The 26671-nt window shown below is 64.5% G+C and carries 27 protein-coding genes; 13 read left to right on the forward strand and 14 right to left on the reverse strand.

Features of this window, described 5'->3' with window-relative positions; translation table 11 throughout:
• Positions 1-94: 94 nt before the first annotated feature.
• The 10 genes from PVE35_RS20695 to PVE35_RS20740 all read left to right on the forward strand — a co-directional run bounded on the left by PVE35_RS20695 (position 95) and on the right by PVE35_RS20740 (position 7079).
• Complete coding sequence (locus PVE35_RS20695) at positions 95-1069, forward strand: KpsF/GutQ family sugar-phosphate isomerase (protein ID WP_277372836.1); 975 nt, start codon at positions 95-97, stop codon at positions 1067-1069.
• Positions 1069-1590 carry an HAD family hydrolase gene (locus tag PVE35_RS20700; protein WP_268178962.1) on the forward strand — a complete coding sequence of 174 codons (522 nt, stop codon included), beginning with the start codon at positions 1069-1071 and terminating at the stop codon, positions 1588-1590. The genes PVE35_RS20695 and PVE35_RS20700 overlap by 1 nt, the downstream gene beginning before the upstream one ends.
• Positions 1591-1598: 8 nt before the next feature.
• Positions 1599-2165, forward strand: coding sequence for an LPS export ABC transporter periplasmic protein LptC (gene lptC / locus PVE35_RS20705; protein ID WP_268178963.1), 567 nt, complete (start codon positions 1599-1601; stop codon positions 2163-2165).
• Positions 2152-2691 (forward strand): lipopolysaccharide transport periplasmic protein LptA, encoded by a 540-nt coding sequence (gene lptA, locus PVE35_RS20710; protein ID WP_268178964.1) that lies wholly within the window; start codon positions 2152-2154, stop codon positions 2689-2691. The genes lptC and lptA overlap by 14 nt, the downstream gene beginning before the upstream one ends.
• Complete coding sequence (gene lptB, locus PVE35_RS20715; RefSeq protein ID WP_268178965.1) at positions 2691-3416, forward strand: LPS export ABC transporter ATP-binding protein; 726 nt, start codon at positions 2691-2693, stop codon at positions 3414-3416. The genes lptA and lptB overlap by 1 nt, the downstream gene beginning before the upstream one ends.
• Positions 3417-3551: 135 nt before the next feature.
• Positions 3552-5045: an RNA polymerase factor sigma-54 gene (locus PVE35_RS20720; protein ID WP_268178966.1), complete on the forward strand. Its 1494-nt coding sequence runs from the start codon at positions 3552-3554 to the stop codon at positions 5043-5045.
• A gap of 100 nt (positions 5046-5145) precedes the next feature.
• Positions 5146-5454: a ribosome-associated translation inhibitor RaiA gene (raiA, locus tag PVE35_RS20725; protein WP_268178967.1), complete on the forward strand. Its 309-nt coding sequence runs from the start codon at positions 5146-5148 to the stop codon at positions 5452-5454.
• Positions 5455-5466: 12 nt separating this feature from the next.
• Positions 5467-5931 (forward strand): PTS IIA-like nitrogen regulatory protein PtsN, encoded by a 465-nt coding sequence (gene ptsN / locus PVE35_RS20730; protein WP_268178968.1) that lies wholly within the window; start codon positions 5467-5469, stop codon positions 5929-5931.
• Positions 5932-5933: 2 nt separating this feature from the next.
• The gene (rapZ, locus tag PVE35_RS20735) at positions 5934-6791 is read left to right on the forward strand and encodes an RNase adapter RapZ (protein ID WP_268178969.1); all 858 of its coding nucleotides are present in this window, start codon (positions 5934-5936) and stop codon (positions 6789-6791) included.
• 15 nt (positions 6792-6806) lie between these two features.
• Positions 6807-7079: an HPr family phosphocarrier protein gene (locus PVE35_RS20740; RefSeq protein ID WP_268178970.1), complete on the forward strand. Its 273-nt coding sequence runs from the start codon at positions 6807-6809 to the stop codon at positions 7077-7079.
• Between the two features lie 530 nt (positions 7080-7609).
• On the opposite strand, the gene PVE35_RS20745 is transcribed toward PVE35_RS20740, so the two are convergent.
• From PVE35_RS20745 to pmbA, 6 genes are all read right to left on the reverse strand, one after another.
• Positions 7610-8485, reverse strand: a complete 876-nt coding sequence (locus PVE35_RS20745) for a ZIP family metal transporter (protein ID WP_277372837.1) — start codon at positions 8483-8485, stop codon at positions 7610-7612.
• Between the two features lie 17 nt (positions 8486-8502).
• Entirely contained in the window at positions 8503-9114 is a 612-nt protein-coding gene (locus tag PVE35_RS20750) for a superoxide dismutase (RefSeq protein ID WP_277372838.1), read from the reverse strand.
• A gap of 12 nt (positions 9115-9126) precedes the next feature.
• Complete coding sequence (locus PVE35_RS20755) at positions 9127-9579, reverse strand: hypothetical protein (RefSeq protein ID WP_268178973.1); 453 nt, start codon at positions 9577-9579, stop codon at positions 9127-9129.
• An 85-nt stretch (positions 9580-9664) separates the two neighbouring features.
• Positions 9665-11047 carry a class II fumarate hydratase gene (locus PVE35_RS20760; protein WP_277372839.1) on the reverse strand — a complete coding sequence of 461 codons (1383 nt, stop codon included), beginning with the start codon at positions 11045-11047 and terminating at the stop codon, positions 9665-9667.
• The gene (locus PVE35_RS20765) at positions 11040-11432 is read right to left on the reverse strand and encodes a FagA protein (protein WP_277372840.1); all 393 of its coding nucleotides are present in this window, start codon (positions 11430-11432) and stop codon (positions 11040-11042) included. The genes PVE35_RS20760 and PVE35_RS20765 overlap by 8 nt, the downstream gene beginning before the upstream one ends.
• A gap of 122 nt (positions 11433-11554) precedes the next feature.
• Positions 11555-12901 (reverse strand): metalloprotease PmbA, encoded by a 1347-nt coding sequence (gene pmbA / locus PVE35_RS20770; RefSeq protein ID WP_277372841.1) that lies wholly within the window; start codon positions 12899-12901, stop codon positions 11555-11557.
• 123 nt (positions 12902-13024) lie between these two features.
• Between pmbA and yjgA the strand changes: the two genes are divergently transcribed.
• Positions 13025-13543: a ribosome biogenesis factor YjgA gene (yjgA, locus tag PVE35_RS20775; protein ID WP_256665883.1), complete on the forward strand. Its 519-nt coding sequence runs from the start codon at positions 13025-13027 to the stop codon at positions 13541-13543.
• Positions 13544-13612: 69 nt separating this feature from the next.
• On the opposite strand, the gene tldD is transcribed toward yjgA, so the two are convergent.
• The 8 genes from tldD to mreB form a co-directional block, all read right to left on the reverse strand.
• Positions 13613-15055 (reverse strand): metalloprotease TldD, encoded by a 1443-nt coding sequence (gene tldD / locus PVE35_RS20780; RefSeq protein WP_277372842.1) that lies wholly within the window; start codon positions 15053-15055, stop codon positions 13613-13615.
• A gap of 2 nt (positions 15056-15057) precedes the next feature.
• On the reverse strand, positions 15058-15903 hold the full coding sequence (locus tag PVE35_RS20785; RefSeq protein ID WP_277372843.1) for a carbon-nitrogen hydrolase family protein: 846 nt from the start codon (positions 15901-15903) through the stop codon (positions 15058-15060).
• A 49-nt stretch (positions 15904-15952) separates the two neighbouring features.
• Positions 15953-19771 carry a YhdP family protein gene (locus PVE35_RS20790; RefSeq protein WP_277372844.1) on the reverse strand — a complete coding sequence of 1273 codons (3819 nt, stop codon included), beginning with the start codon at positions 19769-19771 and terminating at the stop codon, positions 15953-15955.
• A 14-nt stretch (positions 19772-19785) separates the two neighbouring features.
• Entirely contained in the window at positions 19786-21243 is a 1458-nt protein-coding gene (gene rng / locus PVE35_RS20795) for a ribonuclease G (RefSeq protein WP_268178980.1), read from the reverse strand.
• A 46-nt stretch (positions 21244-21289) separates the two neighbouring features.
• Entirely contained in the window at positions 21290-21886 is a 597-nt protein-coding gene (locus tag PVE35_RS20800) for a Maf family protein (RefSeq protein ID WP_268178981.1), read from the reverse strand.
• Between the two features lie 49 nt (positions 21887-21935).
• Positions 21936-22427 carry a rod shape-determining protein MreD gene (gene mreD, locus PVE35_RS20805; protein ID WP_268184381.1) on the reverse strand — a complete coding sequence of 164 codons (492 nt, stop codon included), beginning with the start codon at positions 22425-22427 and terminating at the stop codon, positions 21936-21938.
• Positions 22424-23335: a rod shape-determining protein MreC gene (mreC, locus tag PVE35_RS20810; RefSeq protein ID WP_268178982.1), complete on the reverse strand. Its 912-nt coding sequence runs from the start codon at positions 23333-23335 to the stop codon at positions 22424-22426. Before mreC ends, mreD begins: the two co-directional genes overlap by 4 nt.
• A 200-nt stretch (positions 23336-23535) precedes the next feature.
• Positions 23536-24573 (reverse strand): rod shape-determining protein MreB, encoded by a 1038-nt coding sequence (mreB, locus tag PVE35_RS20815; RefSeq protein WP_268178983.1) that lies wholly within the window; start codon positions 24571-24573, stop codon positions 23536-23538.
• Positions 24574-24812: 239 nt separating this feature from the next.
• On the opposite strand from mreB, the gene gatC reads away from it, so the two are divergent.
• Both gatC and gatA read left to right on the forward strand, forming a co-directional pair.
• Positions 24813-25100 carry an Asp-tRNA(Asn)/Glu-tRNA(Gln) amidotransferase subunit GatC gene (gene gatC, locus PVE35_RS20820; RefSeq protein ID WP_268178984.1) on the forward strand — a complete coding sequence of 96 codons (288 nt, stop codon included), beginning with the start codon at positions 24813-24815 and terminating at the stop codon, positions 25098-25100.
• Between the two features lie 15 nt (positions 25101-25115).
• Complete coding sequence (gatA, locus tag PVE35_RS20825) at positions 25116-26567, forward strand: Asp-tRNA(Asn)/Glu-tRNA(Gln) amidotransferase subunit GatA (protein WP_277372845.1); 1452 nt, start codon at positions 25116-25118, stop codon at positions 26565-26567.
• Positions 26568-26671: the final 104 nt, after the last annotated feature.

Consider the following 26671-nt stretch of genomic DNA (forward strand, 5'->3'; position numbering starts at 1 on the left):
CAGCTTTGCGAGCCAGTTTGCGAATTGGAAAAGGTGAGCACGTCATCCTTTATCGGTATAATCCCCGCCTTTTCACCCGAAGCAGCCGCCGTACATGAGCCAACGCCCCGATCTGATCGAAACCGCCCGCCGCACCATCCGCATGGAAATCGAAGCCGTGCAGGATCTGCTGCCACGCCTCGACACCAGCTTCGTCAAGGCCTGCGAGATGATCCTCGACTGCAAGGGGCGCGTGGTCGTGGTGGGCATGGGCAAATCCGGGCACATCGGCAACAAGATCGCTGCGACCCTGGCCAGCACCGGCACCGCCGCCTTCTTCGTCCACCCCGCCGAAGCCAGCCACGGTGACATGGGCATGATCACCAAGGACGACATCGTCCTGGCCCTGTCCAACTCCGGCACCACCGCCGAGATCGTCACCCTGCTGCCGTTGATCAAGCGTCTGGGCATCCGTCTGATCAGCATGACCGGCAACCCCGAGTCGCCGCTGGCCAAGGCCGCCGAGGCCAATCTCGATGCCCGCGTGGCGCAGGAAGCCTGCCCGCTCAACCTGGCCCCCACCTCCTCGACCACCGCCAGCCTGGTCCTGGGCGACGCTTTGGCCATCGCCCTGCTGGAGGCGCGCGGCTTCACCGCCGAGGACTTCGCCTTCTCCCATCCCGGTGGAGCCCTGGGCCGACGCCTGCTGCTCAAGGTGGAGAACGTCATGCATGCCGGCGATACCCTGCCGCAGGTGCAACGTGGCACCAGCCTGCGCGACGCCCTGCTGGAAATGACCCAGAAAGGCCTGGGCATGACCGCCGTGCTGGAGCGCGACGGCCGCCTGGCCGGCATCTTCACCGACGGTGACCTGCGCCGCGCCCTGGACAAGGGCATCGACGTACGCCAGGCGCTGATCGACGAGGTGATGACCCCACACGGCAAGACCGTACATGGTGAAATGCTCGCCGCGGAAGCCCTGAAAATCATGGAAGACAACAAGATCAGCGCCCTGGTGGTGGTCGATGCAGAAGACCGCCCGGTGGGCGCCTTCAACCTCGGCGACCTGCTGCGCGCAGGAGTGATGTGATGAATACCTTGCTGCAGCGTGCCCGCGCCGTGAAACTGGCCGTGTTCGATGTCGACGGCGTGCTCACCGACGGCCGCCTGTACTTTCTCGAAGACGGCAGCGAGTTCAAGACCTTCAACACCCTCGACGGCCATGGCATCAAGATGCTCATGGCCTCGGGCGTGCGCACCGCCATCATCAGCGGGCGCAAGACCCCGGTGGTGGAGCGGCGTGCCAACAACCTCGGCATCCAGCATCTGTTCCAGGGCCGCGAGGACAAGCTCGTGGTACTCGACGGCCTGCTCGCCGAACTCGGCCTAAGCTATGAACAGGTCGCCTATCTGGGCGACGACCTGCCGGATCTGCCGGTCATGCGCCGCGTCGGCCTGGGCATGGCCGTGGCCAGCGCCGACGGTTTCGTCCGCCAGCACGCCCATGGCGTGACCCAGGCGCGTGGCGGCGAAGGCGCTGCGCGCGAATTCTGCGAACTGATCATGCGTGCCCAGGGCACGCTGGACGCGGCTCAAGCCGCTTACCTGTAGGGCACGACATGCCACGCAAAGCGCTCAACCTGCTGATATTCGCCTTGATCGCCGTACTCGTCGGCGCACTCGGCTACTGGAACATCGCTCCGGAAACCAGCCGCACGCCGCAACAGACGGACAGCGACGAGACCATCGACTTCTACGCCATCGGCGCGCACACCGTGCAGTTCCAGGACGATGGCAAGCTGCACTACCGCATGACCGCCGACAAGCTCGAGCACGTCAAGAGCACCGACATCACCCAGGTGCAAAACCCCAAACTGGATCTGTACCGCGGCACCAACCTGCCGTGGAAGGTCACCAGCCAGCGCGCCGAGGTATCCCCCGGCGGCAAAGAGGTGGAACTGATCGACGACGTGCGCATTGCCCGTACCGATGCCAAGAACCGCCCCACCATCATCACCAGTAGCCGCATGACCGTAATTCCTGACAAGGAATATGCGCAGACCGAGCAAGCCGTTAGAATCGTCGCGGCCAACGGGGTGACCACGGCACAAGGAATGAAAGCGTACTTGAATGACGGCAGGATGCTCCTGCTGTCCAACGTAAGAGGCCAGCATGAGGTTCGTTAACACCCTCCCCCTGATTCTCAGCCTCGGCGCCGCATTTGGAAGCGCGGCCGCCTGGGCTCTGCCCTCCGATCGCGACCAGCCGATCCGCATCCAGGCCGATACCGCCGAACTGGATGACAAGCAGGGCGTGGCGGTCTATCGCGGCGACGTGATCATCACTCAGGGCACCCTGAAGATCACTGGCGACACCGTGACCATCACCCAGACCGCCAGCGGCGACATCGACGTGTTCACCTCGGTCGGCAACCTCGCCTACTACGAGCAGAAGCCCGCCGTGGACAAGGAAATCGTCAAAGCCTACGGCAAGACCATCCAGTACTTCGCCAGCAACGAACGCATCGTACTGATCGACCAGGCCAAGGTGATCCAGGAAGGCAATACCTTCGAGGGCGAGAAGATCGTCTACGACACCCGCCGCCAGATCGTCAACGCAGGACGCGCCACCGGCAACAACGTCAGCGTGCCGCGTCCGCGCATCGACATGGTCATCCAACCCAAGAACAAACCCGCGGATCAACAGCAGTAATGGCCATTCTCAAAGCCCAACACCTGGCCAAGAGCTACAAGGGCCGCCAGGTCGTACGCGACGTCAGCCTGAACATCGAGAGCGGCCAGATCGTCGGTCTGCTCGGCCCCAACGGTGCCGGCAAGACCACCTGCTTCTACATGATCGTCGGCCTGGTGCAGGCCGACCAGGGACGTGTGCTGATCGACGACCTCGACGTCAGCCACCAGCCCATGCATGGTCGTGCCCGCGCCGGCATCGGCTACCTGCCGCAGGAAGCCTCGATCTTCCGCAAGCTGTCGGTGGCCGACAACATCATGGCCATCCTCGAAACGCGCAAGGATCTCGACCGCGCCGGGCGCCAGGCGGAGCTGGAGAACCTGCTGCAGGAATTCCACATCCACCACATCTCAGGCAACCTGGGCATGAGCCTGTCCGGTGGTGAACGACGCCGCGTGGAAATCGCCCGCGCCCTGGCCACCAACCCCAAGTTCATCCTGCTCGACGAACCCTTCGCCGGTGTCGACCCGATCTCCGTGGGCGACATCAAGCAGATCATCCATCACCTCAAGACCAAGGGTATCGGCATTCTCATCACCGATCACAACGTACGCGAGACCCTGGACATCTGCGAAACGGCCTACATCGTCAACGATGGCCAACTGATTGCCGAAGGCGACGCCGAGACCATCCTCGCCAACCAGACGGTGAAAGAGGTTTATCTGGGCCACGAGTTCCGTCTGTAAACATCCATATTTAGATGACGGAAATAGGACAGCCCCTAGGCAAGGACGAGATTTTCAGGCATATAATTTGCTTCCTGGCGGCGCTTCGGCGCCCTGATGTGGAAGGCGTAACTCGCCGGTAAATTAAGGTCTGCAATGAAACCATCGCTAGTCCTCAAGATGGGCCAGCAGCTGACGATGACCCCGCAGCTGCAACAGGCCATCCGCCTCCTCCAACTGTCGACTCTGGATCTGCAACAGGAAATTCAGGAGGCGCTGGAATCCAACCCCATGCTCGAGCGCCAGGAAGACGGCGACGACTTCGACAACAGCGACCCGATGGCCGACGGCGCCGAAAGCGCTGCTCCCGCGCCGAGCAAGGAAGAGAGCTACCAGGAAGCCACTCCGACGGTTGATAACCTGGAGGAAGGCGAGTGGGGCGAACGCATTCCCAACGAGCTGCCGGTCGATACCGCCTGGGAAGACATCTACCAGACCAGCGCCAGCAGCCTGCCAAGCAACGACGATGACGAGTGGGACTTCACCACCCGCACCTCCAGCGGCGAGAGCCTGCATAGCCACCTGCTCTGGCAACTGAACCTCGCGCCCATGTCGGACAAGGATCGGCTGATCGCCGCCACCCTGATCGACTGCATCAACAACGATGGCTACCTCGAAGAAACCCTCGAGGAAGTGACCGAGTCCTTCGACCCGGAATTGGACGTCGAACTGGACGAAGTGGAAGTGGTGCTGCACCGCATTCAGCAGTTCGAGCCGGCCGGCATCGGCGCCCGCGACCTGCGCGAGTGCCTGCTGCTGCAACTGCGCCAACTCCCAGCCAGCACGCCCTGGCTCAACGACACCCAGCGCCTGGTCAGCGAACACCTGGAACTGCTCGGCAGCCGCGATTACGCCCAGCTCATGCGCCGCACCAAGCTCAAGGAAGACGAGCTCAAGCAGGTCATCGAGCTGATCCAGCGCCTCAATCCGCGCCCGGGCTCGCAGATCGAATCCAGCGAGCCGGAATACGTGGTGCCGGACGTCATCGTGCGCAAGCACAACGGCCGCTGGCTGGTGGAGTTGAACCAGGAAGCCATGCCGCGCCTGCGCGTCAATGCGCAGTACGCCGGCTTCGTCAAACGCGCCGATTCCAGCGCCGACAACACCTTCATGCGCAACCAGTTGCAGGAGGCGCGCTGGTTCATCAAGAGCCTGCAGAGCCGCAACGAGACCCTGATGAAGGTAGCCACGCAGATCGTCGAGCACCAACGCGGCTTTCTCGACTATGGCGACGAGGCGATGAAGCCCCTGGTGCTGCACGACATCGCCGAGGCGGTGGGCATGCACGAGTCGACCATCTCGCGCGTCACCACGCAGAAATTCATGCATACCCCGCGTGGCATTTACGAGCTGAAATACTTCTTCTCCAGCCACGTCAGCACCTCCGAAGGCGGCGAATGCTCGTCGACGGCGATTCGCGCCATCATCAAGAAACTGGTGGCCGCGGAAAACGCGAAAAAGCCGTTGAGCGACAGCAAGATCGCTGGTTTACTGGAGGCACAAGGCATCCAAGTCGCCCGTCGCACGGTGGCCAAGTACCGTGAATCCCTCGGTATCGCCCCCTCCAGCGAACGCAAGCGACTGATGTGAGCAAGATCGACTGCTCGTCCATGGCGAGCAGGCCACAGTGTTCCGGTGGTGGGCCTCGTTAAGGCCTATCTCTTACACAAGGCAACAAGGAGAAAGCGGTATGCAAGTCAACATCAGTGGACATCAGCTGGATGTGACCGACGCCCTGCGTGACTACATCGGCGAGAAACTCGGCCGACTGGAACGCCACTTCGACAAGATCACCAATGTTCAGGTGATCATGGAGGTCGAAAAGCTCAAGCAGAAGATCGAAGCCACCCTTCACGTTGCTGGCGGTGAGGTCGTCGCCAACGCCGAACATAACGATATGTACGCTGCCATCGACCTGCTGGCAGACAAACTCGACCGTCAACTCATCAAGCACAAGGAAAAGCAGCTCGATCGCCTGCAAGGCGCCACAGCCCGCTGACATTTCCCTTCCATGATCCGACTTGAAAATATCCTGACCCCCGGCCGTTCCCTGGTGAACGTGCCGGGCGGCAGCAAGAAGCGTGTGCTCGAACAGATCGCCAGCCTGGTCGCCCGCGACCTCGATGAGCTGGACAATCAGGACATCTACGAGAGCCTCATCGCCCGCGAGAAGCTTGGCTCCACCGGCTTCGGCAACGGCATCGCCATCCCTCACTGTCGCCTGGCCGGCTGCAACGCACCGATCAGCGCCCTGCTGCGCCTGGACACGGCAGTCGACTTCGACGCCATCGACGGCGCGCCGGTCGATCTGCTGTTCGTCCTGCTGGTGCCGGAAGCCGCCACCGACGCCCACCTCGAACTCCTGCGCCAGATCGCCAGCATGCTCGACCGCCAGGACGTGCGCGAACGCCTGCGCCAGGCGCCGACCAGTGAAGCGCTCTACCAGGTGGTCGTGGACATCCAGAACGGTCAATAACCATGCGCCTGATCATCGTCAGCGGTCGCTCCGGCTCCGGCAAGAGCACTGCCCTCGATGTACTCGAAGACAACGGTTTCTACTGCATCGATAACCTGCCGGCTAGCCTGCTACCGGATCTGGCCGAACGCTTCCTGCCGCAGAGCGATCTGATGCTGCCTCAGGTCGCGGTATCCATCGATGCGCGCAACCTGCTCAGCCAGCTACGGCGCTTTCCCGAACTGCTCGACGAAGTGCACAAGCGCGGTATTCGCTGCGAGGTGCTCTACCTCGACGCCGAAGACGACACCCTGCTCAAGCGTTTCTCGGAAACCCGTCGGCGCCACCCGCTGACCAACGACAACCGCTCACTGGCAGAAGCCATCGCTTACGAAAGCCAGTTGCTGGCGCCGATCATCGACCTGGCCGACCTGAAGATCGACACCACGCGCCTGAACCTCTACCAGTTGCGCGACACCCTCAAGCTGCGCCTGCTCGGGCAAACCCAGAGCGGCACGGCCTTTCTCGTCGAATCCTTCGGTTTCAAGCGTGGCATGCCGGTCGATGCCGACCTGGTGTTCGACGCCCGCTGCCTGCCCAACCCCTACTGGAAGCCGGAGCTGCGCGACTTCTCCGGTCTCGATCAGCCGGTCATTGACTACCTGGCCGCGCAGCCGGAGGTCGAAGATATGTATCAAGACATCCTCACCTACCTGGAGAAGTGGCTGCCGCGCTTCGCCGCCAGCAACCGCGCCTACGTGACCATCGCCATCGGCTGCACGGGTGGACACCATCGTTCGGTGTACCTGGCCGCACGCCTGAGCGAAGCCCTCAAGCATTCGTTGAAGAACGTCCAGGTTCGCCACCGCGACCTCAGCTAAGGAATCCCTGCCGCGATGCCAATCCGCGAAGTCACCATCATCAACAAACTCGGCCTGCACGCTCGTGCTGCCGCCAAATTCGTCGGTGTTGCCAGCCAGTACCCCTGCCAGGTGCGTATCGGCCGTAGCAGCGACAGCCTGGTGGACGGCAAGAGCATCATGGCGGTGATGATGCTGGCGGCCGGCAAGGGCACCCCGGTGCACCTGCACACCGAGGGCGAGCAGGACGAAGCGGCCATGCAGGCGCTGATCGCACTGATCGACAACTATTTCGACGAGGGCGAGTGAGGCAGCAACAAGCTGCAAGCCCCAAGCTTCAAGACATCCATTGCCATTGTTGCCACCGTGCACGGCGCCCCCGGAATACACGACACCGTAGGGTGCGCCGTGCGCACCAAGCCCCTGCATCCGAGGTACAAGCGGTGCGCACAGCGCACCCTACGAACTATTTCGACGAGGGCGAATGAGGCAGCGACAAGCTGCAAGCCCCAAGCTTCAAGACATCCACTGCCATTGTTGCCAGCGTGCACGGCGCCCCCCGGAATACACGACACCGTAGGGTGCGCCGTGCGCACCAAGCCCCTGCATCCGAGGTACAAGCGGTGCGCACAGCGCACCCCACGAACTATTTCGACGAGGGCGAATGAGGCAGCGACAAGCTGCAAGCCCCAAGCTTCAAGACATCCACTGCCATTGTTGCCATCGTGCACGGCGCACCCGGAATGCACGACGCCGTAGGGTGCGCCGTGCGCACCAAGCCCCTGCATCCGAGGTACAAGCGGTGCGCACAGCGCACCCTACACAGATCGGGTGTACCCCTACGCCAAAGCCGTATCCAGCACCATCATCAAGCAAAAGCCAGCGGCCAGGGCCAGACTGGCTTCGCTGGCATGCCCCTCGCGCTGCGACTCGGGCACGACTTCATGGATCACCACGAACAGCATCGCCCCCGCCGCCAACGCCAAGCCCCAGGGCAGCAATAGCTGGGAAATGCCCACCAACCAGGCACAGAGCACCGCGAACAGCGGCTCCACCAGGCCCGAGGCCACGCCGATCAGCACCGCCTTGCTGCGCGCCATGCCGGCACTGGCCAGGCCCAGTGCCACAATCAGCCCCTCGGGCATGTCCTGCAGGGCAATGCCGATGGCCAACCCCTGCGCACCACTCAAGCCCGCAGCAGCCGCCACGCCGACCGCCATGCCTTCGGGCACGTTGTGCGCGGTGATGGCGATGACGAACAGGATGAGACCGGAGGCCAGGCTCTGCTCACCGTGCCGTTGCGCCAGGCGGCGCCCCAACAGGTGCATGGCAACCCCCCCCAGCAACACGCCAATACTGGTCAGAGCGCCCGCGCCCCAGGCCGAGAAACCTTGCTCCCTGGCCACCTCGAGTGCTGGCACCAGCAGGGAAAACACCGTGGCCGCCAGCATCACCCCGGCGCCGAAGCCCAGCAGGCTGTCACGCATGCGTGCGGACAGGTTGCCCATGCACAACACCGGCAAGGCCCCCAGGGCCGTGCCAGACGCGCACAGCAGGCCAGCCTGTAGCGCTTGCAGCAGGCGCGGTTGCGCGCCCTGGTCGAGCAGCACCAACGCCTGGATCAGCAGCAGCAGGCCACCACAGAACAGGATGGTGCCACCCAGCAGGTAACGAAAAATGCGGCCATTACGGCCAAACGGAACAGCCTGCGTCATTCGCATACCCTGCTGGCTCAGCTCATGGCCTGACGGTATCGACGCGCCACTTCATCCCAGTCGATGACATGGTAGAAGGCGCCGATATATTCCGGGCGACGGTTCTGGTAGCGCAGGTAATAGGCGTGCTCCCACACGTCCAGGCCAAGGATCGGCGTATTGCCGTGCATCAGCGGGCTGTCCTGGTTGGCGCTGCTTTCCACCACCAGACACTTTTCCGGGGTCAGGCTCAGCCAGGCCCAGCCACTGCCGAAGCGACTCAGGGCAGCCTTGGTGAAGGCCTCCTTGAAGGCAGCAAAACCACCCAGTTGACTGTCAATGGCCGCAGCCAGCTCGCCACTCGGCTCACCGCCACCACTGGGCGACATGACCGTCCAGAACAGGCTGTGGTTGGCGTGCCCACCGCCCTGATTGATCACCGCTGCATGCAGCGCTTCGGGCAGCTCAGCCAGTTCGCGCAGCAGGGTTTCCACCGGCACCTCCTCGTACTCGCTGCCCTGCAGCGCGGCATTGAGGTTGTTGATGTAGGTCTGATGATGCTTGCTGTGGTGGATCTCCATGGTCTGCGCATCGATGTGCGGTTCCAGGGCGTCGTAGGCATAAGGCAGGGCTGGCAGACTGTGCGGCATGGACGAACTCCTTCAGTGATAGACAGGGCCCGGGCCGCACGAGCAGCTCGGATGAGGCGTACAGGCATGACGCCGGGCAGCACCGAGCAGGCGATCAGTGCGCGGAAAGGTGCCGTACTCGGCGATGAACTGCAGCAGCTCGAGATAGGTGCGCTGGCTGTGCCTGAGCGCCGCTTGCTGCAGTGCTTCGGGCAGCGCGCCATTGCCAAGGATGCTCAGCAGGCGCTCATGGCAGGCACAGAGGTTTTCCGCAGCCGACTCCGCTTGCTCAAGCGTCAGGTGCAGGTCGGCCAGGTTGTGGTGGGAAACGACGAACGCCGCCACTGCCTGCTCGTGATCGGCCCAGCGCCCCAGCAACACCTGCGCCTCGGCCAGCGCCTGCAGGTACAGCTCGCGCGCCTGAACCCAGTTCCCCTCGGTAAAGCAGCGATTGCCCGCTTCGATGACGGTCTTCCAGTGCTCCATGACAGCCCCTTGCCGAAATGGCAGTTGCGATGAACGAATCGAGGGCAACGGCGGTGGCCGACCACGCGCTGCCCCTGTCAGGCCTTCAGAGTCCGCCTTCGGTGAGCCTTTCCGGGTTCAGCAACTGCTCCAGTTGCTGGCGCGACAGATCCGTGTGCTGCAGCGCGACCTCGATGATCGGCCGCCCCTCTCGGTAGGCCTGCTTGGCGATTTCGGCTGCCTTGAGATAACCAATGATCGGGTTCAGCGCCGTGACCAGGATGGGGTTGCGCTCCAGCGCCTCCCTGAGCTTGGCCTGGTTGACCTTGAAGCTGGCGATGGCACGATCAGCCAGCAGACGGCTGGCATTGGCCAGCAGGTCGATGCTGCCCAGCAGGTTGTCGGCGATCAGCGGCAACATGACATTCAGCTCGAAGTTGCCGGACTGCCCGGCGATGGCGATGGTGGCGTCATTACCCATCACCTGCGCGGCGACCATGGCGGTGGCCTCGGGAATCACCGGATTGACCTTGCCCGGCATGATCGACGAGCCCGGCTGCAGGGCCTCCAGCTCGATCTCGGCCAGGCCAGCCAGAGGGCCTGAGTTCATCCAGCGCAGATCGTTGGCAATCTTCATCAAGGACACGGCCAGCGTCCTGAGCTGCCCAGACAACGCCACGGCGGTGTCCTGCGAGCCGATCAAGGCGAAGAAATTCTGCCCAGGGGTGAAGGTAATGCCACTCAGAGCGCTCAGCTCCAGGCAGAACGACTCGGCGAAACGCGGGTGCGCATTGACCCCCGTGCCCACCGCCGTACCGCCCTGCGCCAGTGCCTGCAGGCTCGGTTGCAGAGCGCGCAGATGCTCGATGTTGGCCTGGATCTGCTGGCCCCAGCCGTCGAGCACCTGGCTCATGCGCACCGGCATGGCGTCCATCAGATGGGTGCGCCCGGTCTTGACGTAGGGCTGCACCTCCAGGGATTTCTCGCACAGCACCTTGAGCAGATGGCCCAGCGCCGGCAGCAGACGCTCGTGCAACTCGAGAGCAGCGCTGACGTGGATGGCCGTGGGGATGATGTCGTTGCTGCTCTGGCCGCAATTGACGTGGTCATTGGCGCTGACCGGGCTGCCCAGAATACGGCTGGCCAGGGTGGCGATCACCTCGTTGGCGTTCATGTTGGAGCTGGTGCCGGAGCCGGTCTGGAACACGTCCACCGGAAAGTGCTCGAGGCAATCGCCGGCCAGCAGTTCCTGGCAGGCCGCGACTATGGCATCGCCCATGGCCGCATCGACCTGCTGCAGCTCGACGTTGGCCCGTGCCGCTGCCGCCTTGGCCAGCAGCAGGGCGCGGATGAAGGCCGCCGGCATGCGCCGCCCGGACACTGGGAAATTGTTCACTGCACGTTGCGTCTGCGCGCCGTACAGGGCTGCGCTCGGCACCTCCAGCTCGCCCATGCTGTCGCGCTCGATGCGCGTGGCCATGTCATTCATAGGGATGTCCTTGTGCGGGTTCATCGAAACGGAGGGAAGGCTGCAGACGCAGGGTCGCCAGCCGGTTGCGGAGATGGTTCAGGCGCTGCTGACGCTGGCGCGTGACGGCCAGTCGATCCAGGGCATAGAGCGGCCGCCAGGCATGGTCGAGACACAGGCAGCGCCAGTGCCAGGGCAAGGCCCGATCCATGGCGCTGTCGAGAAGCAGTTCGAGCAGGCGCTGCCACATGCTCCAGGCCTGCAGTTGGCCACTGCGCACCAGCTTGCAGCCGTGGAGTTGATGCAGGTCGAGCAGACGCGGCTCGTCAGGCTGCAAGGCGCAACGAATGCGCCAGCCTTGCCAATGCCAGCAATCCAGACAGGAAGAGGAATGATGAGGGAACATGACGACCCACACGACGATTACGTAATGATATTTATTACCATTTGGTAAGCATAATCAACACGCAATCTGTGTGGGCTTGTGCTGATCCGGCGCCCGCAGGGCGCCGGAGCATTCGAGGAAACTCAGCTACCAGCGACGGTCATCTTGTCGATCAGCACCGAGCCAGTGCAGATGTTGCCGCGCCGCTCCAGGTCGCTGCCGACCGCGAGGATCTGGCGGAACATGTCACGCAGGTTGCCGGCGATGGTCACCTCCTGCACCGGGAACTGGATTTCACCGTTCTCCACCCAGAAGCCCGCTGCGCCGCGGGAGTAGTCGCCGGTCACCAGGTTCAGGCCCTGCCCCATCAGCTCGGTGACCAGCAAACCACAGCCCATGCGGCGGATCAGCGCCTGCTGATCTTCGTCGCCATGGCTGACGAACAGGTTGTGCACGCCACCGGAGTTGGCCGTGCTGGGCAGCCCCAGCTTGCGCCCGGAGTAGGTGCCAAGCACGTAGGACACCAGCTCGCCCTTGTCCACGAAGGGCTTGGCGTAGGTAGCCAGACCGTCGCCGTCGAAGGCGGCACTGCCCAAGGCACGCGGCAGGTGCGGGCGCTCGTCGAGGCTCAGCCACTCGGGGAACAGACGCTGGCCTAGCGCCCCTTCGAGGAAGGAAGAATGGCGATACAGGTTGCCGCCGGAAATGGCCGCCAGCAGATGGCTGAACAACCCACCGGCCAGCTCGGCGGCGAACAGCACCGGCACCTCGCAGGTCGGCACCGGTCGCGCGCCCAGACGACTGACCGCCCGCTCGGCGGCGCGCTGGCCGATACCGGCCGCATCGGCCAGCAGCTCACCCTGGCGATTGACGTCGTACCAGTAGTCGCGCTGCATCTGTCCCTCACCCTCGGCGATCATCACGCAGCTCAGGCTGTGCCGGGTGCTGGCGTAACCGCCGATGAAACCGTGGCTGTTGCCGTACACGCGGCAGCCCTGATGGGTGTTGAGGCTGGTGCCATCGGCATTCTTGATGCGTTTGTCAGCCGCGAAGGCTGCCGCCTCACAGACCAGCGCCTGCTCCACGGCCTGTTCCGGCGTGATCGACCAGGGGTGGTAGAGATCCAGCTCCGGTAACTCGCGCGCCATCAGGGCGGCATCGGCCAGGCCCGCGCACTCGTCCTCGGAAGCATGCTTGGCAATCGCCAGGGCCGCCGCCACGGTCTCGCGAATGGCCGCCGCGCCAGTGGCCGAGGTGCTGGCCGAGCCCTTGCGCTGGCCAACGTACAGGGTGATGCCAAAGCCCTGGTCACGATTGAATTCGACGGTTTCCACCTCGCCCTGGCGTACCGTGGTGGACAGCCCCTGGCCAGCCGACACGGCCACCTCGCAGGCACTGGCGCCCTGGCGTGCGGCCTCGGCGAGAATCGCCTCGACCTGCTCCTGCAGCGCCGGCAAGGCCTGCGGCCCGATCAGTTCTACGTCACTCATAACCTCTCCTAAAAAGCAGCTTCAAGCTACAAGCCTCAAGTAAAAGCCAAATCCGCTCCTGGCTTGAAGCTTGCCGCTTGTAGCTGCTGTTATCATGGCGGCGTTTCCCTCTGGACCCGCCCCATGTCTGATTCCTACGACGACTTCTCCCTGGAGAAAAGCAAATCCCAGGTCAAGCGCGAGCTGCATGCTCTGCAGGATCTCGGTGAACGTTTGACCACCCTCAAGCCGGATCTGCTGGCCAAGCTGCCACTGACCGACGCCCTGCGTCGCGCCCTGGCCGAAGCCCCCAAACATACGGCCAACGCCGCACGCAAACGTCACATCCAGTTCATCGGCAAGCTGATGCGTGAACAGGATGTCGAGGCGATTCTCGCCCTGATCGACCAGGTGGACAGCTCCACCCGTGAATACAACGAGCGCTTCCATGCCCTCGAACGCTGGCGCGACCGCCTGATCGGCGAAGGCGACAGCGCCCTGGAAAGCTTCGTCGAGCTCTACCCCGAGGCCGACATCCAGCACCTTCGTGGGCTGATCCGTCATGCCCAGCACGAAGCCGCACGCAACAAGCCGCCGGCCGCCGCACGCAAGGTGTTCAAGTACATCCGCGAGCTCGATGAGATCCAGCGCGGCTTGCGTTAGAAGTAGCTGCAAGCCGCAAGCTACAGGCCGCAAGTAAAAGCGGCTTGTCGCTTGCAGCTTGAAGCTGCCTCATGCGCCGGTTCCACCGACTGTTATCGCGTCGATCTTCAGCGTCGGCTGGCCGACGCCCACCGGCACCGACTGGCCGTCCTTGCCGCAGGTGCCGACACCGCTGTCCAGAGCCAGGTCGTTGCCGACCATGGACACCCGGCTCATGGCCTCCGGGCCATTGCCGATCAGGGTGGCGCCCTTGACCGGCGCGGTGATCTTGCCGTCCTCGATCAGGTAGGCCTCGCTGGTGGAAAAGACGAATTTGCCGCTGGTGATGTCCACCTGGCCGCCGCCGAGATTGGCGCAGTAGATGCCCTTCTTCACCGAACGGATGATTTCCTCCGGCTCGCTCGCGCCGGCCAGCATGTAGGTATTGGTCATGCGCGGCATCGGCAGGTGCGCGTAGGACTCGCGGCGGCCATTGCCGGTGGCGGCCACGCCCATCAGGCGGGCGTTGAGCTTGTCCTGCATGTAGCCCTTGAGCACACCGTTCTCGATCAGCGTGGTGCACTGGGTCGGCGTGCCTTCGTCATCGACACTGAGCGAACCGCGTCGCCCGGTCAATGTGCCATCGTCGACAATGGTGCACAGGCTCGACGCCACCTTCTGCCCGATCTTGCCGCTGTAGGCCGAACTGCCCTTTCGGTTGAAATCCCCCTCCAGACCATGGCCGACCGCTTCGTGCAGCAGCACGCCGGACCAGCCGGCGCCCATCACCACCGGCAGGGTGCCGGCCGGCGCGGCAATGGCTTCGAGGTTGACCAATGCCTGGCGCAGCGCCTCGCGGGCATAGCCCATGGCGCGGTCTTCTTCGAGGAAATAGCGGTAATCGGTGCGCCCGCCACCGCCATGGCCGCCGCGCTCGCGACGGCCGTTGTGCTCGACGATGACGCTGACGTTGAAGCGCACCAGCGGGCGGATGTCGGCGCTGAGGCTGCCGTCATGGGCGGCCACCAGAATGCGATCCCAGACACCGGCCAGGCTCACGGTGACCTGCTTGATGCGCGGATCGAGCGCCCGCGTGGCGCGGTCGATACGCTGCAGCAACTCCACTTTCTCCGCTCGGCTCATCACATCCAGCGGATTGTCTTCGCCGTAGAGCTGGCTCACCTGCGGGCTGACGAAGGCCTGCACGCGGCCCTGCTGGCCGGCGCGCGAGATCGAACGCGCGGCACGGGCTGCCTGGTTCAGCGCATCGAGGCTGATGGCGTTGCTGTAGGCAAATCCCGTCTTCTCACCGGACTGGGCACGCACGCCAACGCCCTGATCGAGGTTGAAACTGCCTTCCTTGACGATGCCGTCTTCCAATACCCAGGTTTCCGATACCTGGCTCTGGAAGTACAGATCGGCGGCATCGATGCCCGGCCCGGCGACCTCGCCGAGCACGCTGCCGAGACTGTCGAGCGTGAGATTGCCGGGGGCGAGCAGGTGCTCGCTGACGGATTGCAACATCGTATTCATGGTCACTCCACAACGGACGCGGGAACGTCCGACAAATCGAATCGGCGGTGCTGCTGCACCGGCATGCGTTGACGAATGGCCGCCTGTTCAGCGGCATCACGGGCGGCCAGCAAGGCGCCCTCGCCCTGATCCTGTTCGACCAACACCTTACCCCAGGGATCGATGATCGCCGAATGGCCGAAGGTCAGCCGCGATCCCGGATGCTCGCCACCCTGCCCGGCCGCCAGCACATAACACTGGGTCTCGATGGCGCGGGCGCGGGTCAGCACCTGCCAGTGCGCTGCACCGGTCACGGCAGTGAAGGCCGCAGGCACGCTGATCAGCTCGGCGCCGGCGTCGCGCAGCAGCGCGAACAGCTCGGGGAAGCGCAGGTCGTAGCACACCGTCAGGCCCAGGCGCCCCACCGGAGTATCCGCCACCACCACACGCTGACCATGGGCGAAATCATCCGACTCACGGTAACGGCCACGGTTATCGGCCACGTCGACATCGAACAGGTGCAGCTTGTCATAGCGAGCTGCACGCTCGCCCTGCTCGTCGATCAGCAGCGAACAGGCGCGCGGCTTGCCTTCGGCATCATCATCCGGTGGCAACGGCAAGGTGCCGGCCACTATCCACAAGCTGAGGTCACGGGCGGCGCGTTGCAACCAGGGCAGGATCGGCCCCTCGCCCAAGGCCTCGGCACGACCGATGGCAGCGAGGTCACGGCGGCCCATGGCGGCGAAGTTCTCGGGCAGTACGGCGAGGCGCGCCCCGCCCTGGGCGGCACGCTCCAGCATGCGCCGCGCCAGGCGCAGGTTGGTTTGTACGTCGTCCTGGCTGACCATCTGGATCACGGCGAGGTTCATGGCTGGGCTCATGGCTTAGGGTTGCCCCAGGGTACGCCAAGACGCGACCTCATTGCGGTTTTTCAAAGGGTTTGTCGAAGGTGATCTCGGGATTCTGCAGGGGCCCCTTGACGTCGTACTGCACGCTGGCGAAGCGGGCCACCTTGTCGCCCAGCAGTTTGTCGACGACGAACAGCGCACCACCGATGGCCGGTGCCCCGACGATCAGGGCAGCCAATGGCAAGTTGTTGGTCACCGGCAGGGTCACCAGCAGCTTGGCATCGATCTGTTCGTTGCGCATGTCGAGCTTGCCATCGAGTTCCAGGTTGCTCGAAGGGCCGGTCAGGGTGATGGGCTCCCGGGTGACGAACAGGCCGTCGGTAGCCTGCAGGTTGCCCTTGACCCGGTCGTAACTCAGGCCCTTGCCCAGCAGGTCGGAAAAGTCCAGACGCAGACGGCGGCCGATGGAATTGAAGTTGAGCAGGCCGAATACGCGCAGGGCCTGCGCCGAGCCCTGCACCTCGACGAACTGCCCCTTGCGCAGGGACGGATCGAGGTTGCCGGAGAAACGCTTGAGCGAGAGCCAGGCGGGCGATCCAGGCCAGCGACCATCGACATCCACGCGGAAGCGTTCACTGGTCACGCTCGGTGCGAAGTCCCAGGCCAGCAACACCTTGCCCAGGTCTTCGCCCTGCACGCGCCCCTTGTACCAACTGCTGGTATTACCCGGCGTGCCGCGCCAACCGGCGCTGCCACCGATCTTCAGCCCTTGCAGATCGAGGTCGAGATCCTCGAAACGCACCCCTTGCTCCTCCGGCCGCACCTTCAGCGACCAGGCACCGAGCAGTTTGTCGCCACGCCAGACCTGGTCGATACGGATATCCAGAGCCGGAATCCGCCGCAGGTCAAAATCGCCCAGAGGGTCGGGGGCATCGGCCTGCTTGGCAACGCTCGGGTCGGCAGCAGGCAGGCGCAGATGCTGCAGGTCGGCGGTTATCGGCGTGGCCTCGGCATCGGGCAACAGCACGAGCCCGCCGGCCAGCTCGCTGTCGAGCTGCAACGCCCAGGCCTTGCCTTGCCGGCGCAAACCTACACTCAGCCCCTGGATCTCCTGACCAAAGCCACGGAACAGGTCGATATCCAGTTGCGCGCCTCGGAACAGGCGCTGGCTCTGCTCGTCGACCGCCACCTGGTGCTTGCTCAACACGCCCTGCCAGGCGTCCCAGTCCAGCTCGTCCAGATGCCCGCGCAGGCGCAGGCCCGGCTGGCTCGGCAGGGTCGCCGTGGTGTTGCCCAGCAGCAGCTCACCGCGGCCTTCGGCCAGGGCGCCCGGCGGCGCCGCCAGGCTCAGGCTGGCCAGCTCGGCGTATTGCGCCCAATAGCGCCGCTCATTGCCGGAGAGGGTCATGCGCCAGTCGGCATAACGCTCCTCGCTGGCCGCCTTGCCGAACGGCGCCGGTAGCTCGATGGCCACGCCACGCAGATTGGAGTCGACCCGCAACTGGCTGTCATCGCCCGCCAGCGTCAGGCGCAGCCGATAGGGCAGCAGCCCGCTCACGGGCAGGCTCGGCGGTGCCTTGAGCCATTGCTGCAGGGCGGCGACCTCCACCTGGCCGCGCAGATCGAAGCGGGTGCGTGCCTGGCCACGCGAGCCGTCGGCGCTGATGCGGCCGCTGAGCGGTCGGCCGAACACCTCGGCACTCACTTCAGGTGCACTGAGGCCCTTGGCGCTGTCGAAACGAAACGCCCCCTGGATCCGCTTGAGCTGCAGATCGGGGTTGGCCATCGTCAGGCTCGCCCCTTCGCTGGCGAAGTCGACCACCACGCCAGGTGCCGGGCCTTTCTGCAAGGGGATGTCCAGTTGCAGACGCCCGCTCAGCGGGCCTTCGCCGCGCCAACCGGCGAATATCTGCTGGGTACCCAGCGGCGCCTCCTGCAGCAGCTTGAGGGCGTCGGGCAGGCTACTCTGCACCTGGCCTTCGAGTTTCAGGTGCGGCGGCTTGCCGTCGTGCAACAGGGCGATATCGGCAGCGACGTCAGTCACCTGGCTGTCGAGCAGGCGCCCCTGTTGCAGGCGCACGCGCACCGCATCCGGCTCGATCAGCACATCGGCACGCCCCTCGCGCAGTGCCGGCCAGCCAGGCTGGAAGGCCAGCTCGGCATCGCTGACGCGGAAGAACAGGCTCATGCTGTGGGCTTCACGCGGCGCCCCCTTGTTGATCGAGCCCTGGTACTGGAAGTAGCCCTCCTGCACCTTGCCGCCCTTGATCGCCGTCTGCAGCCAGTGGGCGAGCGCTTCGTTCATGGCCGTCGAACGGGTCGGCAGGTACTTGCGAGTATAGGCGGCATCGCCATCGCGCAGGCCCACGCGCAAATCCATGTAGTCCTCGGCCTCGGGATCGCTCATCAGGCGGATGAGCATATCGCCGGCGAGTTGCCCTTCCTCGCCCTCCACACGCATGTAAGGGCTGGCCAGAGTCAGCCCCTGCGCGTTCCATTGCCAGGTCAACCGCGCCTGGGCGTGACGGTAACGCCAGGGCTCGGGAAACAGATGATCGAGGTGCAGGGCGAAATCATCGGCATTCAGGCGCAGCTCGCCATTCTCTAGATCACCCGAGACGCTACCGGTGACGTTTTCCACGGCCGGCGCGCCTTGATAGGCCGATACGCCCACACGCTCGAGATTGGCGGCGAACTTGAGGCGCTCGGCGCCGCTGGCCACCGGGAAATAGTCGAGCGACAGATTGCTCACCGTGCCGACCGGCGCCAAGCCCGCCAGCGCCTGCTCGCCGGCCTCCGGCATGGGCGCCAGGGCTGCCACCAGCGGCGCCCAGGCGGCCAGGTCGAGATGATCGGCGGTGAGCGCCCAATGTGGCTGATCGGCCTCGCCACGGCGCGACAGCCCGATGTGCAGCTCGCCGAGGCGCTGCTGTCCGTGCGTCAGCGCCAAGGAGTCGATCTGCGCGGTGAGGCCATCGTCGTCCTGCTCGAAGAAGGCGTTGAAGGCCAGATCCTCGAGGCTCAGCGGTGCGCGCTTGGCATAGCCGACCTGCACCTGCGGCGCGTGCACGCGCAGGGCGCCGCGCTGCACCTGAGTACCCTGCGCGGTCAGCCACAGTTCGCCACCGCCCTGCAGGCGTTGCAGGTGCCAGTCGCCGGTCAGACGCGGCGGCAGCCAGGTGGCCCAGTCGCTCTGCGGCAGGCTGAGGTAAAGCTCGGAGGCCGCCTCGCGCCAGTGCTGTGGCTGCATGCGAGTGCGCAGACGCAGCGCCACCGGCTGGCCATCGGGTAGCAGGAAACGGCCATCGAGTCGCTGGCTGGAACCACCGTAACGCAGGCTCAGGTTGACATAGCTGAACAGCAGCGGCTCGTGCTGGTAGGGCTGCAGCACCACACGGCTGTCGAGCAGGGTGGCGCGCTGCAGCACCTGCAAGCGTTCGAGTAGCTGCGCCACGTCCAACGAGGGAGTCGCCCGTTGCGGCATGCCGCGCAGGTGCCAGGCGCCCTGCTCGTCCTCGCGCAGGTCGAGCTGCAAGCCTTGCACCTGCAGGTGGGCGAGACGCGGCGCACGCGCCAGCAGGCTGGCCAGCACGTCGGGAATCACCTGCACCTGATCCAGGCTCAGCCCTTCGCCAGCGGCGCCCAGTTCGACATCATGGGCCACCAGCAAGGGGGCAAAGCCCTGCCAGCGCCCCTCCAGACGGCCGATGCGCACCGGCATGCCCAGCTCGGCGCTGGCGCGATCCTCCAGTTCCAGGCGGTACTCGGCCACCAATGGCAGCAGTTGGCGACCCAGGCTGACATAGAGCGCGGCCAGTACCAGCAACGCCGCGCACAGGCCCAGGCCCCAGCGCAGCAGCGTGGCCAGCAGAACTGCGAGACGATTCATCTCAACCCCCACGCTCAGAGCAGCACCACATCGTACTGTTCCTGGGAGTACATGCTTTCCACCTGAAACTTGATGGTGCGGCCGATGAAGGCCTCGAGGTCGGCGACGTTGCCCGATTCCTCATCCAGCAGGCGATCGACCACCTTCTGGTTGGCCAGCACCCGGTAGCTTTCCGCCTGGTAGGCGCGGGCCTCGCGCAGGATCTCGCGGAAGATTTCGTAACAGATGGTTTCCGCCGTCTTCAATTTGCCGCGTCCCTGGCAGGCGCTGCAGGGCTCGCAGAGAATCTGTTCGAGGCTCTCGCGGGTGCGCTTGCGGGTCATCTGCACCAAACCCAGTTCGGTGATGCCGATGATGTTGGTCTTGGCATGATCGCGTTCGAGCTGCTTCTCCAGAGTGCGTAAAACCTGGCGCTGGTGCTCTTCGTCGATCATGTCGATGAAGTCGATGATGATGATGCCACCCAGGTTGCGCAGGCGCAGTTGCCGAGCGATGGCCGTGGCCGCTTCCAGGTTGGTCTTGAAGATGGTTTCTTCGAGGGTGCGATGGCCGACGAAGGCGCCGGTGTTGACGTCGATGGTGGTCATCGCCTCGGCCGGATCCACCACCAGATAACCGCCGGACTTGAGCGGCACCTTGCGCTCCAACGCCCGCTGGATCTCGTCCTCGACGCCGTACAGGTCGAAGATCGGCCGCTCCCCCGGATAGTGCTCCAGGCGGTCGGCGATTTCCGGCATCAGTTCGGCGACGAACTGCGTGATCTTGCCGAAGGTTTCCCGCGAGTCGACGCGGATCTTCTCGGTACGCAGGCTGACCAGGTCACGCAGGGTGCGCAATGCCAGCGACAGATCCTCGTAGATCACGCTGGGCGCCTTGGCGCTCTGGATCTGCGCGCCGATCTGGTCCCACAGGCGACGCAGGTAGCGGATGTCGATGAGGATTTCATCGGCCCCGGCGCCTTCGGCCGCGGTACGCAGGATGAAGCCGCCGGCCTCCTCGATACCCTCGGCGGCCACGCAATCGGCGACCACCCGCTTGAGGCGCTCACGCTCGGCCTCGTCCTCGATCTTCAGGGAAATGCCCAGGTGGCTGGTGCGCGGCATGTACACCAGATAACGCGAGGGAATCGACAGTTGCGTGGTCAGGCGCGCACCCTTGCTGCCGATGGGATCCTTGGTCACCTGCACCACCAGGCTCTGGCCTTCGTGCACCAGGGCGCTGATCGGCTCCACCGCCGAGCCCTCACGAGTGGAGATTTCCGAAGCATGGATGAAGGCGGCGCGTTCCAGGCCGATATCGACGAAGGCCGCCTGCATGCCCGGCAACACCCGCACCACCTTGCCCTTGTAAATGTTGCCGACGATGCCACGCTTCTGCGTGCGCTCGACGTGCACTTCCTGCAGAACGCCGTTTTCCACCACCGCCACGCGCGACTCCATCGGCGTGATATTGATCAGAATCTCTTCGCTCATGCATCCGTCCTGATGGATTAGCTGCCCGCTCGGCGTGGCAGAAAGTTTAAGTCGCGGGCCGAGTTTGCCAGCAGGCGATGCCGAAATCGCCCAGCAATTGCGCCGTTTCGCACAGCGGCAGGCCGACCACCGCCGAGTAACTGCCCTCGATGCGACTGACGAACACTGCCGCCAACCCTTGAATACCATAACCACCGGCCTTGTCGCAGGGCTCGCCACTGGCCCAGTAGGCCGCGATCTCGGCCTCGCTCAGGGCACGAAAGGTGACATCGCTGCTCACCACCTGCGCCACCTCACGCTCTCGACTGACCAGGGCCACGGCCGTCATCACCTGATGAGTACGTGCGGACAGCCTGCGCAACATCTGCTGAAAGTCGGCGAAATCCTGCGGTTTGCCAAGAATCTCGTCATCGATCACCACGCTGGTATCCGCACCCAGCACCACGGCATCGGCAGGCGCGCCCAGCGCCTGCAGGCCGGCGCGCGCCTTTTCCCGAGCCAGGCGCTCTACATAGGCCTTTGGCAGCTCATCTGGCAATGGGGTTTCATCTATCGAGGCGATTTGCGTGACGCAGGGCACGCCGATCTGGACCAACAGTTCACGACGGCGGGGCGAAGCGGAGGCCAGGAACAGCTCGGCCATGCGGGTATCTCCCTTGGCGAACCGCGACCGGCCCGGAGGCGGGTCGCGCTCAGTTGACGTTGAGGCGCAGGTGCAGGCTACGCAGGGCGACGCACACCCAGGGCCAGAGCAGCGCACTGACCACGGCAGGCAGAATGAACGCCAAGGTCGGCGGGCGGTTGCCGGTCAGGGCGTTGAGCCATAGCTGCACCAGTTGCGCCAGGCCGAACACCACCAGCAATACCATGCTCTGCTGCCACATGGGGAACATGCGCAGGCGCTGATGCAGGCTCAGCACCAGGAAAGTGATCAGGGTCAGGATCAGCGCGTTCTGCCCCAACAGCGTGCCGAACAGCACGTCCTGCGCCAGGCCGAGTATCCAGGCGGTGGTCATGCCGACGCGCTGCGGCAACGCCAGCACCCAATAGGTGAGAAACAGTGCAACCCACAAGGGCCGGCCGATCTGCATGAATTCCGGCATGGGCGATACGCTGAGCAACAGGCCGATGGCCAGGCTGAGCCAGATCACCCAGCCATTGCGTGCTTGGCTTGCGACCATCAGTGGGCCTCCTGAGCGGGTGCGCCCGCGGCCGGCGCGGCGGCCTCGGCAGCCGGGGCCGGCGTGCGCCCCTGCTCGGCCTCGCGGTCGGCGGCCTCCTGAGCCTCGGCCGAATCGGTGGCGCGCTGCTCCGGGGTGCGCCGATCGGAGAACACCAGCAGCAGGTAACGGCTGCGGTTCAGCGCAGCGGTCGGCGTGGCGCGGACGATGGCGAATGGTTGGCCGGAATCGTGGATGACCTGCTTGACCGTGGCCACCGGATAACCCGCCGGAAAGCGCTGGCCCATACCGGAGCTGACCAGCAGGTCGCCTTCCTTGATGTCGGCGGTATCGGCGACATGGCGCAGTTCCAGGCTCTCAGGGTTGCCGGTGCCGACGGCGATGGCGCGTAGGCCATTGCGGTTGACCTGTACCGGAATGCTGTGGGTGGTGTCGGTGATCAGCAGCACGCGCGCGGTGTAGGGCATGATTTCCACCACCTGGCCCATCAGCCCGCGGGCATCGAGCACCGGCTGGCCGAGGAACACGCCATCCTTCTCACCCTTGTCGATGAGGATGCGGTGGGTATAGGGGTTGGGGTCGACACCGATCAGCTCGCTGACCAGCACGTCCTCGTCCACCAGCGCGGCGGAATTGAGCAGTTCGCGCAAGCGCACGTTCTGCTCGGTGAGCGTGGCCAGTTTCTGCAGGCGACGTTGCAGCAGCAGGGCTTCGGCCTTGAGCTTCTCGTTCTCGGCCATCAGCTCGTTGCGCGAGGAGATCTGCTGCGTGGCATTCTCCCAGGCACGCACCGGTAGGTCGGCCATCCAGTAGAAGGGCGTGAGCACCAGGCCCATCTGGCTGCGCACTGGCTTGAGCGCATCGAAGCGCGCATCTACCACCATCAGCGCAGCCGACAGCACGGCAAACACCAGCAGGCGGATACCCAGCGAGGGGCCTTTGGCGAAGAGCGGCTTAATGACCTGCTCCTTGGGCGCCAGTGGATTGAACAGCGCGCGAAATCATGCGTACGGCGAACCAGTCAGCGGAAATAGGGCCGAGTGTACTGCAATGCTTGAATGTGCGCGTGCCGCCCGGAGGCGGCACGACAAGCGAACCAAGGCAGCACCACTCACTCGGTGGAGAGCAGGTCCATGGCATGGCGATCCATCATCTCCAGCGCCTTGCCGCCACCGCGGGCGACGCAGGTCAGCGGGTCTTCGGCGACGATCACCGGCAGGCCGGTTTCCTGGGAGAGCAGCTTGTCCAGGTCACGCAGCAGCGCGCCACCGCCGGTCAGCACCAGGCCGCGCTCGGCGATGTCCGAGGCCAGCTCGGGCGGCGACTGCTCCAGGGCGCTCTTGACCGACTGCACGATGGCCGCCAGGGATTCCTGCAGTGCTTCGAGCACTTCGTTGGAATTGAGGGTGAAGCTGCGCGGTACGCCCTCAGCCAGGTTGCGGCCACGCACGTCCACCTCACGGATCTCGCCGCCCGGGTAAGCGGTGCCGATTTCCTGCTTGATGCGCTCGGCGGTGCCTTCACCGATCAGCGAGCCGTAGTTGCGGCGCACGTAGGTGATGATGGCTTCGTCGAAACGGTCGCCGCCAACGCGGACGGATTCGGCATAGACCACGCCATTGAGGGAGATCAGGGCGATCTCGGTGGTGCCGCCGCCGATATCGACGACCATCGAACCACGGGCTTCCTCCACCGGCAGGCCGGCGCCGATGGCGGCGGACATCGGCTCTTCGATCAGGAATACCTCGCGGGCACCGGCGCCCAGAGCGGATTCACGAATGGCACGACGCTCCACCTGGGTCGACTTGCACGGCACGCAGATCAGCACGCGCGGCGAGGGCTGCAGGAAGCTGTTCTCGTGCACCTTGTTGATGAAGTACTGCAGCATCTTCTCGCAGACGCTGAAATCGGCGATCACGCCGTCCTTCATGGGGCGAATCGCGGAAATGTTGCCAGGGGTACGGCCGAGCATGCGCTTGGCCTCGGTGCCGACGGCGACGACGCTCTTCTGGTTGCCGTGGGTACGGATGGCGACCACGGAAGGTTCGTTCAGGACGATACCGCGCTCGCGCACGTAAATAAGGGTATTGGCAGTACCCAGGTCGATCGACAGATCGCTGGAGAACATGCCACGCAGTTTCTTGAACATTCGGAGAGGACCCTAGGCAACGCGTGGGTAAAAGTCAGACGCGGAAAAAACGCGCGGGTAAAAAGTGCGGCAAACTCTAACAACGGCAGGGATTTTGAGCAAGGCGGCAATATGATAGATTGCCTGTTTTTCCGGGCCTTGCAGCCGCACGCCGCGGCCTTTGACCGCCAGCACGCGATATCCGTTCCCTGCAGCCTGTACTGCGCAGCCTTTCTGCCAATCTTCCACTGGAGACCCCCATGGCGCTTGAACGCTCCGAGGTGGAAAAAATCGCCCACCTGGCCCGCCTGGGCCTGAATGAAAGCGATATTCCGCAAACCACCGAAACCCTGAACAGCATCCTCGGCCTGATCGACCAGATGCAGGCCGTCGACACCCAGGGTGTCGAGCCCCTGGCTCACCCGTTGGAGGCCACCCAGCGCCTGCGCGCCGACGTGGTCAGCGAGAGCAACCAGCGCGACGCCTATCAGGCCATCGCCCCGGCCGTGGAAAGCGGCCTGTACCTCGTGCCGAAAGTCATCGAATAAAGGAAAGGGCCCGCCATGCATCAACTGACCCTCGCCGAGATCGCCAAGGGCCTCGAGGCCAAGCAGTTCTCCGCCGAAGAGCTGAGCCGTGCCCTGCTGGCACGCATCAAGCAGCTCGACCCGCAGCTCAACAGCTTCATCACCGTCACCGAAGATATCGCCATCGAACAGGCCAAGGCCGCCGACGCGCGCCGCGCCGCCGGCGAGAATGGCGCCCTGCTCGGCGCCCCCATCGCCCACAAGGATCTGTTCTGCACCAACGGCGTGCTGACCTCCTGCGCCTCGAAGATCCTCACCGGCTTCAAGGCGCCCTACGACGCCACCGTGGTGGAGAAATTCAAGGCCGCCGGCAGCGTCATGCTCGGCAAGCTGAACATGGACGAGTTCGCCATGGGCTCGGCCAACGAATCCAGCCACTACGGCCCGGTGAAGAACCCCTGGGATCTAACCCGCGTGCCAGGCGGCTCCTCGGGCGGCTCGGCTGCCGCCGTGGCCGCGCGCCTGCTGCCGGCCGCCACCGGCACCGACACCGGCGGCTCGATCCGCCAGCCGGCGGCGCTGACCAACCTCACCGGCATCAAGCCCACCTATGGCCGCGTGTCGCGCTGGGGCATGATCGCCTACGCCTCCAGCCTCGATCAGGGCAGCCCGCTGGCCCGCACTGCCGAAGACTGCGCCCTGCTGCTCGGTACCATGGCCGGCTTCGATGCCAAGGATTCCACCAGCGTCGACCAGCCGGTGGACGACTATCTGGCGGCGCTGGCTCAGCCGCTGGCTGGCCTGCGCATCGGCCTGCCCAAGGAATATTTCGGTGCCGGCCTCGACGCGCGCATCGGTGAGAAGGTAATGGCCGTGGTCGAGGAGCTGAAAAAGCTCGGCGCCAGCGTCAAGGACATCAGCCTGCCGAACATGCAGCACGCCATTGCGGCCTATTACGTGATCGCACCGGCCGAGGCCAGCTCCAACCTGTCGCGCTTCGACGGCGTGCGCTTCGGCTATCGCTGCGAGAATCCGGTCAACCTCGAAGACCTGTACAAGCGTTCGCGCGGCGAAGGCTTCGGTGCCGAGGTCAAACGCCGCATCATGGTCGGCACCTACGCCCTGTCCGCCGGTTACTACGACGCCTACTACATCAAGGCGCAGCAGATCCGCCGACTGATCAAGAACGACTTCGTCGCTGCGTTCAACGACGTCGACGTGATCCTCGGCCCGACCACGCCGAACCTGGCCTGGAAACTCGGTGAGAAGAACGCCGACCCGGTGTCCGCCTACCTGGAAGACATCTACACCATCACCGCCAACCTGGCCGGTATTCCTGGCCTGTCGATGCCGGCCGGCTTCGTCGATGGCCTGCCGGTGGGCGTGCAATTGCTCAGCAACTATTTCCAGGAAGGTCGTCTGCTCAACGTCGCGCACCAGTACCAGCAGGTCAGCGACTGGCATAAACAAGCACCGAGCGGCTTCTAGGCCATGGCGCAGCCATGCGGCCTTTTCCTCTCTCCCACTCTTTGCTTATGAAGAGTGGGAGAGGGTGGCGCGTAGCGCCGGGAGAGGGCTTGTCCATGCCATAC

This window comes from Pseudomonas sp. AA-38 (assembly GCF_029457475.1).
Lineage (GTDB): Bacteria > Pseudomonadota > Gammaproteobacteria > Pseudomonadales > Pseudomonadaceae > Aquipseudomonas.